The sequence below is a fragment of the Shinella zoogloeoides genome (genome assembly GCF_003574625.1).
Lineage (GTDB): Bacteria > Pseudomonadota > Alphaproteobacteria > Rhizobiales > Rhizobiaceae > Shinella > Shinella zoogloeoides_A.
Genome location: NZ_QNUJ01000013.1, coordinates 42,810 through 54,881, shown reverse-complemented (window position 1 = coordinate 54,881; position 12,072 = coordinate 42,810). Strand labels below are relative to the sequence as shown.

Genomic DNA, 12,072 nt, shown 5'->3' with positions numbered 1-12,072 from the left:
GATCCTCAAAGCAGGTCCCGCAGGAAGCGCCCGCGCTGGGTGTAGTACAGCGGTGCGGCTCTCCCGAAGGGTAAAGACTTGTCTTCCTGAATGCTTTTTCGAAGCTCTTCAAGGATCAATACGGTTATGTCGGGCATATCGATGCCCCCGTGATCAAAAATATCGATCCATTGCACGTCTTCCAGCTCGTGGCTTGCGGTCGCGCCGGCCGGATCGATGCCGGCTTCGTCGGTGAAGAACGTGAAAAAGCGGGTATCGAAACGCCGCACCATGCCGGCGGGCGTGATGGCGCGGGCGAGGAAGCGCAGGTTGGAAAGGTCCGGCCGGAAGGGGAGGTCGCCCCCGGCCACGGCGTCCAGCGGGCGGCCGACGGCGATGCCGGCCTCCTCGTAGAGTTCGCGCAGCGCCGCCACGCCGAGGGCGCGCAGGCGCGAATCGGAACATCGCGTGCCGGTCCGCAGCGAAAGCCGCTCGTAGGCGAGCGGGTTCAGCGGACCGGAGACGGGAACCAGGCGGTCCGTCGCATCGCGCCGACCGCCGGGAAAGACATAGACGTCCGGCATGAAGACATGCCGGCTGCTGCGCCGGCCGACCAGCACGCGTATTCCGCCGCCCGACCGATCGAGAAGCAGGATGGAGGCTGCATCGACGGGCCGGACCGCAGTCATGCGGTTCTGTCGCCGTAGGCGGGCGATTCTTCCGCTTCCTCCCGCTTGTCGCCGAAGCCGTGCATCTTCAGCGCCCATTGCAGGCCGATGGCGCCGCCCTTGATGGGCTGCAGCAGGAGGAGGGACAGGATGAGCGTGATCGGTGTCCAGATCGCGAGGTGCTGCCAGGTGCTGAGCGGCCAGATGAGGTCCGTCGCCATGTAGCCGCCGACGACGATATGGCCGACGATGGTGATGACGAGATAGGGCGGCAGGTCGTCGGCGCGCTGGTGTGTGTAGTCCTCGCCGCAGGCGGCGCAATGATCGACCGGCTTGACGTAGGAGCGGAAAAGCTTGCCGGTGCCGCAGGCCGGGCAGCGGTTCAGCATGCCGCGCTTGATGGCGCGCCCGAGCGGGCGCTCGGCGGGGGCAGTGGCCGGCATGTCGCCGAAATGCTGTGTGCTGCCGTCGGTTTCGTTCGTCTGCATGTCGTGTCTCCTGCCGGCCGCTGTATGGCCTAGCGTTTGCCGCGGGGCGGGCGCGTGCCCGGCTGGCGTCTCGGCGCGCCAGCCTTGCGCCGGCCCGACTTGTGGAAGGAGCGCACCGCCGTCGGCATCTTGCGTCCCTCGCTGATCACGTCGAACCGGAGCGAACCGGCGAGCGGCACCGCTTCCGCGAGCCTCACACGCACTTCATCCCCGAGACGGTAGCCGAGCCCGGTCTTTTCGCCGGAAAGCGCCTGATGGGCCTCGTCGTAGATGTAGTAGTCGCGTCCGAGCAGGGATATAGGCACGAAACCGTCGGCGCCATACTCCGGCAGGGTGACAAAAAGTCCCGCCTTGGTGACGCCGGAAACGCGGCCGTCGAATTCCTCGCCGATGCGGCCGGCAAGGTGATGGGCGATCAGCCGGTCGACCGTATCGCGCTCGGCCGCCATGGCGCGGCGCTCGAAGGTGGAGATTTCCGCCGCGATATCGTCGAGCACGGCTTCTTCGTCCGGCGTGATGCCGCCTTCGCCGAGGCCGAGCGAGCCGACCAGCGCCCGGTGCACAATCAGGTCCGCATAGCGGCGGATCGGCGAGGTGAAATGGGCGTATTTCATGAGGTTCAGGCCGAAATGGCCGATATTCTCCGGGCTGTAGATCGCCTGGCTCTGCGAGCGCAGCACCATTTCATTGACCATCTGCTCGAACGGCTTGTCCTTGGCCTTGGCGAGGATGCCGTTGAAATGGTTGGAGCGCATGTTGCCGCCCTTGACCAGCGAGATGTCGAGCGTCTGCAGGAACTCGCGCAGCACCTCCTGCTTGGCGAGCGAGGGGGCGTCGTGCACGCGGTAGACGAGGGCCTGTTTCTTCTTCTCCAGCGTCTCGGCAGCCGCGACGTTGGCCTGGATCATCATCTCCTCGATGAGCTTGTGCGCATCGAGCCGCGGCGGCACGACGACCCGGTCCACGGTGCCGTCCTCCTTCAGGAGGATCTTGCGCTCCGGCATGTCGAGTTCGAGCGGCTGGCGACGGTTCCGGCCGACCGTCATGATGCGGTAGGCCTGCCAGAGCGGCTTCAGGATCGTTTCGAGGATCGGGCCGGTCTTGTCGTCCGGCGCGCCGTCGATGGCGGCCTGCGCCTGCTGGTAGGAGAGCTTGGCCGCGCTCTTCATCATGATGCGGTGGAAGGTGTGGCTCGCCTTCCGCCCCTCATGCGAGAAGACCATGCGCACGGCGAGCGCCGGGCGGTCGACGCCTTCCTTCAGCGAGCAGAGGTCGTTCGAGATGCGCTCCGGCAGCATCGGCACCACGCGGTCCGGGAAATAGACCGAGTTGCCGCGCTTCAGCGCCTCGCGGTCGAGCGCCGATTTCGGGCGGACATAGTAGCTGACATCGGCAATGGCGACCGTGACGATCACGCCGCCCGGATTGTCGGGCGAGGTGTCCGGCTCGGCGAAGACCGCGTCGTCATGGTCCTTGGCGTCGGCGGGGTCGATGGTGATGAGCGGCAGGCTCCGCCAGTCCTCGCGATGCGACATGGTGGCGGGACCGGCAGCCTCCGCCTCGCGGATGACGGCATCGGGAAAGATATAGGGAATGCCGTGGGCGTGGATGGCGATCATCGAGATCGCCTTTTCCGAGGCGACGGAGCCGACCACGCCCTTGATCTGCGCGCGCGGCAGGCCATAGCGGCCCATGCGCACGACATCGATCTCCACGAGGTCGCCGTCCTTGGCGCCCGCCGTAAACTCGGCGTCGACCTCCATCTCCTCGCCGCGCCGGTCGATGGGCATGATGCGCCCGCCGCCGCCCGTCATGGAGCGGAAGACGCCCATGCCGGAATTCTTCTTCTTGTCGAGGACCTTGATGACACGGCCCGTATAGGCCGGCCCGCCGCGTTCCTTGGCGGGGAAGATCTTCGCCAGCACCCGGTCGCCGAGGCCGGCCACCGGCGCCTTGTCCTTGCGCGGTCCGCTCGACTGGCGGATCAGCACGGCAGGCGCAACGCCCGCATCGTCGAGCCATTCGGCCGGGCGGCCGATCAGCTCGCCGTCGACGTCGCGCGTGGTAATGTCGAGAACGGTGACGGGGGGCAGGGCGCCCGGCCGCACCAGCGACTTGCGGCGCTTTTCCAAGAGGCCGTCTTCCTCGAAGGATTTCAGCAGCGCCTTCAGTTCCACACGCGCCTCGCCCTTCAGGCCGAAGGCCTTGGCGAGTTCACGCTTGGAGGCCTGCTCTGGGTGCTCGGCAATGAAGCGCAGCAGCACGTCGCGCGGCGGGACGGCGCCGTGGATGATCGGGGCATTGTCGGCAGGCGGCAGGTCACGGCCCGCGCGGCCGGGCCGTCTTTCGTGTCCTGCCCGGCTGCGTGGTTCCTTCGTCATGGCCTCACGCCTTCTTTGCCTTCGCGGCCGCCTTGGGCTTGGCCGCAGCCTTCGCCTTCGGCTTCGCCGTCTTGGTTTCGCCGGCCTTGGCCGTTTTCGTGGTCTTGACCTTCGCCGGGGCTTTCTTGCCCTTGGCCGGCATCTTGCCCGCCTTGTCGGCAATCAGCACCAGGGCCTCTTCCAGCGTGACGCTATCGGCGGCCTTGCCCTTGGGCAGGGTGGCGTTGACCTTGCCCCAGTTGACATAGGGACCGTACTTGCCGTCGCGAACGGTGATCGCGCCGCCATCCGGGTGGTCGCCCAGCGTCTTCAGCGCGGCCGGTGCGGAGCGGCCGCGGCCCGGGCCCTTCGACTGCTTGTCGGCGATCACGGTCACGGCGCGGTTGAGGCCGATGGAGAACACGTCCTCGACGGTCTCGAGATTGGCATAGCTGCCGTCATGCAGCAGGAACGGGCCGTAGCGGCCGATGCCGGCCGAGATCATCTTGCCGGTCTCAGGATGCTGGCCGATGTCGCGCGGCAGCGAGAGCAGGGCGAGCGCCTTCTCGTGGTCGATGCTCGCCGGCGTCCAGCCCTTCGGCAGGCTGGCGCGCTTGGCCTCCTTGCCGTCGCCGCGCTGGACATAGGGCCCGAAGCGGCCGTTGCGCAGCGTGATCTCCTCGCCGGTATGCGGGTCCTTGCCGAGGCTCTGCGGCTCGTTGGAGGCGGCCGCCTCCGCATCCGCGCCGCCATCGGCGGAAAGCTGGCGGGTATAGTTGCATTCCGGATAGTTCGAGCAGCCGACGAAGGCGCCGAACTTGCCGAGCTTGAGCGAGAGCTTGCCGGTGCCGCAGACCTGGCAGATACGCGGATCGCTGCCGTCCTCGCGCTTGGGGAAGACGAGCGGCGCCAGTTCCTCGTTCAGCGCGTCGAGAACGTTGGTGACGCGCAGCTCCTTGGTATCCTCGATCTGGGCGAAGAAGTCCTTCCAGAAGTCGCGGAGAACCTGCTTCCAGTCGAGCTCGCCGGCCGAAATCTTGTCGAGCTTCTCTTCGAGGTCCGCCGTGAAGTCATATTCGACATAGCGGGTGAAGAAGCTTTCGAGGAAGGCGGTGACGAGCCGGCCCTTGGCCTCCGGGATCAGCTTGCGCTTGTCGATGATGATATATTCGCGGTCGCGCAGCGTGGCCAGCGTCGCGGCATAGGTCGACGGGCGGCCGATGCCGAGCTCTTCCATCTTCTTGATGAGGGAGGCTTCGGAATAGCGCGGCGGCGGTTCGGTGAAGTGCTGCGTGGCGTTCACCTTCTGCTTGTCGAGCTTTTCCTGGGCGTTGATCTCCGGCAGGCGGCCGTCCTCGTCGCCCTCGTCCGGCTGCTCGCCGTCTTCCTTCTGGTCCGTATAGGCGGCGATGAAGCCGTCGAAGCGGATGACCGAGCCGGTGGCGCGCAGGCCCGCCTTGCGGCCGCCATTGTCGGCCTCGATCTCGACGGTGGTGCGCTCGATCTCGGCGGAGGCCATCTGGCTCGCGATGCCGCGCTTCCAGACGAGGTCGTAGAGGCGAAGCTGGTCGGGATCGAGATAGCGGCGCACCTGGTCCGGCGTGCGGTCGAAGGAGGTGGGACGGATCGCCTCGTGGGCTTCCTGCGCGTTCTTCGCCTTGGTGGAGTAGAAGCGGGGCTTTTCCGGCACGTAGCGCGCACCGAACTGCTCGCCGACGGCCTTGCGGGCCGCGTCGATCGCCTCCGGCGCCATCTGCACGCCGTCGGTACGCATATAGGTGATGAGACCGACCGTCTCGCCGCCGATGTCGATGCCTTCATAGAGCCGCTGCGCGACCTGCATGGTGCGCGAGGCCGAGAAGCCGAGCTTGGAGGAGGCGGCCTGCTGGAGCGTGGAAGTGGTGAAGGGCGGGGCCGGGTTGCGCTTCGTCGGCTTGGCCTCGACGCTCTCGACGCGGTAGGCCGCGCCGTCGAGCAGGGCCTTGAGGCGGTTCGCCTCCTCGCCGTTGCCGATGGATTTCGCCTGCAGGCGCTTGCCTTCGGCCGAGACGAGGCGCGCCTCGAACTCGTCGCCGCGCGGGGTCTTCAGGAGCGCGGAGAGGTTCCAGTATTCTTCCGAGACGAAGCGCTCGATCTCGGACTCGCGGTCGCAGACGAGACGCAATGCGACCGACTGCACGCGGCCGGCCGAGCGCGCGCCCGGCAGCTTGCGCCAGAGCACCGGCGACAGGTTGAAGCCGACGAGATAATCGAGCGCGCGGCGGGCGAGATAGGCATCCACCAGCGAGATGTCGATGTCGCGCGGGTTGCGCATGGCATCGAGCACGGCCGATTTGGTGATGGCGTTGAAGACGACGCGCTTGACCGGCTTGTCGCCGATCACCTTCTTCTTCTTGAGTACGTCCAGAACGTGCCAGGAAATGGCTTCTCCCTCGCGATCCGGGTCGGTCGCGAGAATGAGGCCGTCGGAGGACTTCATCGCGTCGGCGATGTCCTTGATGCGCTTGGCGGATGCGCTGTCGACTTCCCAGGACATTTCGAAGTCCTCGTCCGGGCGCACGGAGCCGTCCTTGGCCGGCAGGTCGCGCACATGGCCGAAGGAGGCGAGCACCTTGTAGCCGGGGCCGAGATACTTGTTGATCGTCTTGGCCTTGGCGGGCGATTCCACAACTACAACATTCATCGTCATTTTCTCTGATACCGGGCGCCGCAGGGTTGGATGCGCGGCGAAAGGGCGTTTATCCGCCGGAAAGTCGTGTCTCGACATGAACAGGGAAAGCGTTCGGGTCAAGAGGTAGGGTTGAAATTAGTCGAATGCAACGAGATGCAACCAATACGAGATTATTGTGGTGTTGCAATTATAAATAATCGTTGTATCGTTTCCTAGGGAGAGGAATTGCAACCTTTCGGTGATTCCGAAACGTAGGCACAACGGGAAAGCCATGAACTCGAAACCCACCAGACCTGCGCTTCCGCCGCATACGGCAGAGGAGAACATCGCCTACAGCCGCCAGATGCTGGGCGAGTTGCGCACCGTCGTGAACAACGAGGGTGCGGACGTCCTGCGCTATTTCATCGAGATGGCCTATATGGAGGCGGGCGATATCCTGGCGGGGTTGCGCCCGCTGTCATTCAAGGTTCAGCGAGACGCCGCCGCCGACATGCCGCTGAAGCCGGCCGGCAAGGTCAAGTTCTAGAAGGACGAGATAGACCGTCGCGGCCGGAATGCCGGTGTGGCGGATGATCTCGTCGATCTCGGCGGGCACTTGGCTCAGCGCATCCGCGATACGGTCACGCTCCCCGTCGCTCGGCGGCAGCCGCAGGCCGGGCGCGGCGTCCTCCGCCGGCTCGCCGGCGCCGGGGCGGGGGGTGAAGAGGTCCGGCTCCGACAGCGGCCGCAGGGCCTCCAGCACATCCTCCGGCGTCGTGGTGATGGTCGCGCCGTCCTTGAGCAGGCCGTTGGTGCCTTCGCAGCGCGGATCGAGCGGCGAGCCGGGCACCGCGAAGACCAGCCGGCCGAAATCGGCCGCGTTGCGCGCCGTGATCAGCGAGCCGGAGCGCACCGCCGCCTCCACGACCACCAGCCCGAGCGCCATGCCGGCGATCAGCCGGTTGCGGCGGGGAAAGTCCCGCGCCCGCGGCTCCCAGCCGAAGGGCATTTCGCTGACGGCAAGGCCCTGTCCGTCCGTCAGTTCCTCCAGCAGGCCGATGTTTTCCGGCGGATACGGCTTGCCTTGAAAGACAGTACACAAAGCGCTATCGCTGAGGTCTCAGTGCTTCGCGAGGTGACCTCATGCATATCTCAGAGCTATCCGGCAAAACCGCCGTGTCCTATGCCCGGTGGTCCTCAGGGCGTCAATCGCGTGGGAGTTCGTCCGCTCGCCAGACCAAGATTGCCACCGAGTATGCGGCAAAGGCCGGGATGGTGCTTGATCGCCAGATTGTCGATGAGGGTGTTAGCGCGTTTTCCGGGAGCAACCTTGAGGCCGGTCTTGGGGCGTTCCTGAACGGCATCCGCTCCGGCGCTCTCTCCGCCGATCTCGTGCTTCTCATTGAGAACATGGACCGCTTCTCCCGGTTGAACCCGATGGACGTCTTGCCGATTTTCCTGGAGGTTCTCAAGACAGGCCTGATCATCGTCACCCTCCAGGACGAGGCGATCCACACTGACGCGAAGTACCGCGAAAACCCGATGCTCCTGGTCCCCTCACTTGTCAGCATGCAACTTGCGCATGACGAGAGCCGGAAGAAGAGTGTCCGGCTGAAAGAGTCCTGGAGCAACAGAATTAGCCGCATTGCCTCCGGCGAACGTGTGCCGATAAGCAAGGTGCCGTTCTGGATCGACAGGGACACCCAGGAGTTCAACGCCCGTGCCGATGATGCCCGTGAGATTTTCAGGCTTGCGGCGGCGGGGTATGGCGCTAGTGCAATCACCCGCCTTATCAACGAGAAGGGCATCCCGAGTTCTCGCGGGGGCACCTGGGGACGGAGCATGGTTCAAGATGTCCTCAAATCCAAGGAAGCCTACGGAACCTTGGTGATCAAGGGTCATGAGCAACCGAACTATTTCCCGGCTCTGATTTCAGAGACCACCTCGCTTGCCATCAGCAATCGGGCGCGGCGGCAGAGGCGGAACCCCCAGGCATCAACGGATGCCAATCTCTTTCCTCGGCTCCTCATCTGTGGCGGGTGTGGTGGGCCGATGAACGTCACGACCACGAGCAGCGGATGGAAGCGGTACAGGTATGCGGTTTGCTCCCATAGGGCGACAGCCCGGAACGAGTGCACCGCTCGAAACTGGCCTTATGACTTCTTCGAAGAGAAGTTCGTCGGGGGACTCGGGGGCATCCTGGCGAGGTCCGTTGAGGCACCTGGGAGCAGCCCCGAGCCAAGCGAGCGGGACGCCCTGGTGGAGCGCCTGGAGGCGCTGAACGCTAGACGAGAGAACGCCATCCAGATGTCCATTGAGGCGGAAACGCCGGAGAACCAGCGTTCGTTTCGGATGGCCGCTGACAAGCTCTCCAAGGACGCTGACGCCCTGAGGGCGCGTCTGGTTGAATTGTCCGAAGATGCCGCTGCGGAGAGCGAGGCGGCTTCCCAGGTGGCGGGTATCGCGACGGCGTTGAAGGGGGCTCAGGCCATGCGGATGAACGATAGGCCAGCCCTAAGGAATCTGATTGCTTCCGTTGTCGACAAGATCGTGATGGAACCGTACATCGATGGTGACATAAACGGTGCCCACGTACACCTCAGGGGGCGGCGGCTTCCTCACAATCTTGTCTTCGACTACAGCGGCGATAGCGATTTTGAGCGGAGCGACGATACTACCTGAGCCTACAACCGCAGTCCCGGAATTAAGTGCTCATATAGAGAACATCCACGGGTCTGTGGGAATTACCCCTGCATATAGTACACGCCGAGCCACCTTTCGGCCCCCGCCGGTTCACCCACGGGGCCACCTTCCGTCTCCACCAGACCCGCGTTCGTTCTGTTGCGGTGACGGCGTTTCAGCGGGGTTCGGCAGGTGGCCGGTAGATTGCCCTCCGAGACCGGCGATGATGCTCAGTGATCCTAAAGACGACAGGCATTACCCCCTCAATACTGCACATACGAACGAAAAACTTCGAACAACCGATGGGGTTTGGATGGCAGAGAAGACAGGGTATTTGCTTCGCTGGAGACAAAATCCTCTTGACCTGAGTTTAGTATTCAGTCTACCCTATCTAACTCTAAGTTACACTTAGGGTTTCTTTTGGTTTTTAATGAAGGTTATGAAGAAGTATTCTTCTTAGGGTGTCACTGAGTACCTCCCGGTTCCCTTCAGTGAACCTTCCATCTCCTTCTTCATAGTCGCCCTCCCACGACATACGGTCCAAGGATGCTGCCTTGTAGATCGCTCAGGCCTCCCGGCGGTGTGCTTTGCTTGATCTCGGCGGCATCCTTGGTGTCCCTCCCAATCTTGCATCCTCCAGCGCCACCAGACCTACGCCCTTTCTGTTGCGGTAGGAGCGATTTATCGCGTTCGTCGTCTTCCGTGACCGATGACACCCGAGAGGCCCTCGCGGCTCTCCACGGCTGACTTTTCCAGCCGACCAATCCACCGCCATCTCATCACCCCATCCGCCCCGGCTTCACCCCCGGGCGTCCCATCGCGTCACCGTGCCTTCGGCACCACGCGCACTTTCGCCGGGCAACCGCCCGACCACTGGCAAAGGTATCCAGATTTGAACACCGCCACCACCATCACAATCGAACTCATCGGCTCGTATGCCGCTCGCCATGTTAAAGGCGACACCACCGCAGGGCATTCCGACTTGCACAAGAAGGGGACCACCAAGAGTCCTATCCCGGTAATCTGCCGAAAGCTGATCGAGCAAGGCCACGACCCGCAGGAGCGCGTCCACATCATCCGCAAGGCGTTGGACCGGGAAGGCTTCATCCCTGTCTTCCGTCGCGACCGGACTCTGGCGGCATGGGCCGGGACCAACGTGGTCGAAAGCGAGACCCGCTCCCTTCATCCCGTCCGATATAAGGCATTCCCTGACTCCGTAGGCGTCAAGGACGCGCAAGACGGGGGCGAGGTAGGCAAGGGTAGCTCCGAACCCAAACGCCTCTCCACGGCCTCCACCGCAACAATGGGAGTAGCCGCATAAACATGGCCCCCCATTACCTCATCCGCGAACTCCAGCCGGATGACCTCGACTACATCGCCGCCAATCTCCGCGCTGCCGACGCGAGGGAGCTCCGGGCGGCTTCCGGCCACTCGAACTACCGCGACCGCCTCACCATGGCCGTAGCCGAGTCCTCTGAGGTCCGCATCGTGGAACACGACGGGCGACCTATACTGGTCTTCGGCTTCGCTCCGCTGGACGAGACGACGGCAGGAGTATGGGCTGTTGGCACCTCGACTGTCTCCCGGTTCCGCGCACCGCTGGTGCGAGAGACCCGCAATGTCATCCGCCGTTGGTTCGCGGAGAACTCACAGCTTCGATACCTCGTCAACTTCACCCATGCCAGCAACCGCCTTTATCTCCGCTGGCTCCGCGCAATCGGCGCGACGGTCTTCCCGAAGAAGCCCTTGGGGCCTCGCGGGGAACTATTCCGCCCATTTATGATCGAAAGGAGCGCTGAGTGTGCGATCCCGGCTTCATTCTAGGCATCGCCTCAGGTGCCGCCTCCGCGATTGGCGAAGCTGAAGCCGCCGACGCCAACATGGACCAGTCCATTCGGCAAGCGAAGCTGGAGCATGCTGCTCAGGAGCAAGAGCGGCTGATCCAGATCGATGGCGCAAACAAGGAGGGCTATCAGGCTCAGCTTGAGGGCGACCGCACCGCCTCCGCCGTCCGCGCCATGGGCGAGGGGATGGGCGGTGCCACCGCAGGACAGCGGGTTGCCGAGCAATCCCGTCAGACCGCCTTGTCCATCGAGAACGCGAAGGACCGCAAGTCATCTGCCAATGCCAACTACGTGATGGCCGGAAAGAGCAGCCAGATCACGGCGCAGAACGACATCAACCGGCAGGCGATTAGCCCGATGTCGACCTTCTTCAACATCGCCGGAACCGGCGTGTCCGGTTACGGCACGTTGGGCGACTTCCCGTCCGGTAACACCGCCAAGACACCGGCAGGACGCTTCAATTGATCTCTCAGGGGGGCCTTCGGGCCTATTCTCCTGAAGTGCAATTCAAGGAAAACCATGAAGAACTTCATCCGACAGCCGGATGGGACTCACCTCCCATCCGCTGAGACCCTCGCGCGTGTCCGCGCTAACCCCCACAAGTACCCCGATGCGGTCAAGGACTTCGCCCGGTTGTCCGGCAAGCCCGAAGACCTCGTGCAGCAGATGATCGACAACCCAGGCTCCTCGGGCTTCTGGGGGACCGCTGGCGGCATCGCCGTGGACATCGGGCAGGGCGCTATGAACGCCGGAGCGATCGCTGCCGAGAACCTGCTTCCCGAGAGCATCCTCGGTGACGGCGCGAACCTCGTCCGCGACTACGCCGAACGCCTCGATCCGAAGTTCGATACGGATAAGAGTGTTGGGGAAGTGATTGCGGAGGGGGCCGGTCAGGCTCTCCCCGCCGTCGCCGCCACCATCGGCACAGGCGGTTGGGCCGGTGTCGCCATCGGTGCCGGTGTGGGCTCGCTCACGTTTGCCGATGAGGACAACTTCGCCAACGCCCTCAACGAGATCGCCCCGGGTGTCGTCCCTGACATCCTGGTGGTCCAGCCGGACGACGATGAATTCACCTCGACTGCTAAGGCCCTGGTGTCGAACATCGTCACCGACGCGCTCTTCCTCGGCACGGTCGATGTCGCCGGGAACGGGTGTCTCCACGTCCACGCTGGCGAGACTGGCGAAGAGGATCAAGGATGAGGCCGCGTAGCGGCAAAGCCGGACTGTGTCCCTTCCCACATTTTTCGACCCCGGTAGTCCCCTGGGGAAAATCTTGGATTATTCTGTGTCAGGAGTGTGTGAACAATGGATACCTTCAAGCAAATGGGAGAGTTTGCACTATGGCTTTGGTGGGCGGGTCGGTCCTGGGGATGACCGTGGTTCCGCTTTCGCTGTTCTGGG

At 63.9% G+C, this 12,072-nt stretch carries 10 protein-coding genes and 1 pseudogene; 6 read left to right on the top strand and 5 right to left on the bottom strand.

What is annotated here, in order from left to right; translation table 11 throughout:
• Window positions 1–5: 5 nt before the first annotated feature.
• Genes DSD28_RS22565 through topA form a run of 4 tightly spaced genes read right to left on the bottom strand, consistent with a single transcriptional unit; the run spans window position 6 to window position 6,178 of the window.
• Complete coding sequence (locus DSD28_RS22565) at window positions 6–668, bottom strand: hydrolase (protein ID WP_119258683.1); 663 nt, start codon at window positions 666–668, stop codon at window positions 6–8.
• Window positions 665–1,135: a DUF983 domain-containing protein gene (locus DSD28_RS22560; RefSeq protein WP_119258682.1), complete on the bottom strand. Its 471-nt coding sequence runs from the start codon at window positions 1,133–1,135 to the stop codon at window positions 665–667. The genes DSD28_RS22565 and DSD28_RS22560 overlap by 4 nt, the downstream gene beginning before the upstream one ends.
• 29 nt (window positions 1,136–1,164) lie before the next feature.
• Window positions 1,165–3,516 (bottom strand): ribonuclease R, encoded by a 2,352-nt coding sequence (gene rnr, locus DSD28_RS22555; protein WP_119258681.1) that lies wholly within the window; start codon window positions 3,514–3,516, stop codon window positions 1,165–1,167.
• A gap of 4 nt (window positions 3,517–3,520) precedes the next feature.
• Window positions 3,521–6,178: a type I DNA topoisomerase gene (gene topA / locus DSD28_RS22550; RefSeq protein ID WP_119258680.1), complete on the bottom strand. Its 2,658-nt coding sequence runs from the start codon at window positions 6,176–6,178 to the stop codon at window positions 3,521–3,523.
• A 259-nt stretch (window positions 6,179–6,437) separates the two neighbouring features.
• On the opposite strand from topA, the gene DSD28_RS22545 reads away from it, so the two are divergent.
• Window positions 6,438–6,692, top strand: a complete 255-nt coding sequence (locus tag DSD28_RS22545; protein ID WP_119258679.1) for a hypothetical protein — start codon at window positions 6,438–6,440, stop codon at window positions 6,690–6,692.
• Here DSD28_RS22545 and DSD28_RS22540 read toward each other — a convergent pair.
• Window positions 6,624–7,226, bottom strand: a pseudogene (locus DSD28_RS22540) (DNA-processing protein DprA); the annotation flags it as partial. The gene DSD28_RS22545 and the pseudogene DSD28_RS22540 sit on opposite strands and share 69 nt — an antisense overlap.
• Window positions 7,227–7,417: 191 nt before the next feature.
• Here DSD28_RS22540 and DSD28_RS22535 point away from each other — a divergent pair.
• The 5 genes from DSD28_RS22535 (at window position 7,418) to DSD28_RS22515 (ending at window position 11,871) form a co-directional block, all read left to right on the top strand.
• Complete coding sequence (locus DSD28_RS22535) at window positions 7,418–8,827, top strand: recombinase family protein (protein ID WP_432430876.1); 1,410 nt, start codon at window positions 7,418–7,420, stop codon at window positions 8,825–8,827.
• 892 nt (window positions 8,828–9,719) lie between these two features.
• The gene (locus tag DSD28_RS22530) at window positions 9,720–10,148 is read left to right on the top strand and encodes a hypothetical protein (RefSeq protein WP_205536229.1); all 429 of its coding nucleotides are present in this window, start codon (window positions 9,720–9,722) and stop codon (window positions 10,146–10,148) included.
• A gap of 2 nt (window positions 10,149–10,150) precedes the next feature.
• Window positions 10,151–10,651: a hypothetical protein gene (locus DSD28_RS22525; RefSeq protein WP_119258676.1), complete on the top strand. Its 501-nt coding sequence runs from the start codon at window positions 10,151–10,153 to the stop codon at window positions 10,649–10,651.
• Complete coding sequence (locus DSD28_RS22520; RefSeq protein ID WP_119258675.1) at window positions 10,627–11,136, top strand: virion core protein, T7 gp14 family; 510 nt, start codon at window positions 10,627–10,629, stop codon at window positions 11,134–11,136. The genes DSD28_RS22525 and DSD28_RS22520 overlap by 25 nt, the downstream gene beginning before the upstream one ends.
• Before the next feature lie 54 nt (window positions 11,137–11,190).
• On the top strand, window positions 11,191–11,871 hold the full coding sequence (locus DSD28_RS22515) for a hypothetical protein (protein WP_119258674.1): 681 nt from the start codon (window positions 11,191–11,193) through the stop codon (window positions 11,869–11,871).
• The last annotated feature ends 201 nt before the right edge of the window (window positions 11,872–12,072 follow it).

Excerpts from the sequence above, each read along its gene's own strand:
- DSD28_RS22535 (WP_432430876.1), top strand. The coding sequence starts at position 7,418 with ATGGTGCTTGATCGCCAGATTGTCGATGAGGGTGTTAGCGCGTTTTCC.
- DSD28_RS22560 (WP_119258682.1), bottom strand. The coding sequence starts at position 1,135 with ATGCAGACGAACGAAACCGACGGCAGCACACAGCATTTCGGCGACATG.
- DSD28_RS22515 (WP_119258674.1), top strand. The coding sequence starts at position 11,191 with ATGAAGAACTTCATCCGACAGCCGGATGGGACTCACCTCCCATCCGCT.
- topA (WP_119258680.1), bottom strand. The coding sequence starts at position 6,178 with ATGAATGTTGTAGTTGTGGAATCGCCCGCCAAGGCCAAGACGATCAAC.
- DSD28_RS22525 (WP_119258676.1), top strand. The coding sequence starts at position 10,151 with ATGGCCCCCCATTACCTCATCCGCGAACTCCAGCCGGATGACCTCGAC.
- DSD28_RS22565 (WP_119258683.1), bottom strand. The coding sequence starts at position 668 with ATGACTGCGGTCCGGCCCGTCGATGCAGCCTCCATCCTGCTTCTCGAT.
- rnr (WP_119258681.1), bottom strand. The coding sequence starts at position 3,516 with ATGACGAAGGAACCACGCAGCCGGGCAGGACACGAAAGACGGCCCGGC.
- DSD28_RS22545 (WP_119258679.1), top strand. The coding sequence starts at position 6,438 with ATGAACTCGAAACCCACCAGACCTGCGCTTCCGCCGCATACGGCAGAG.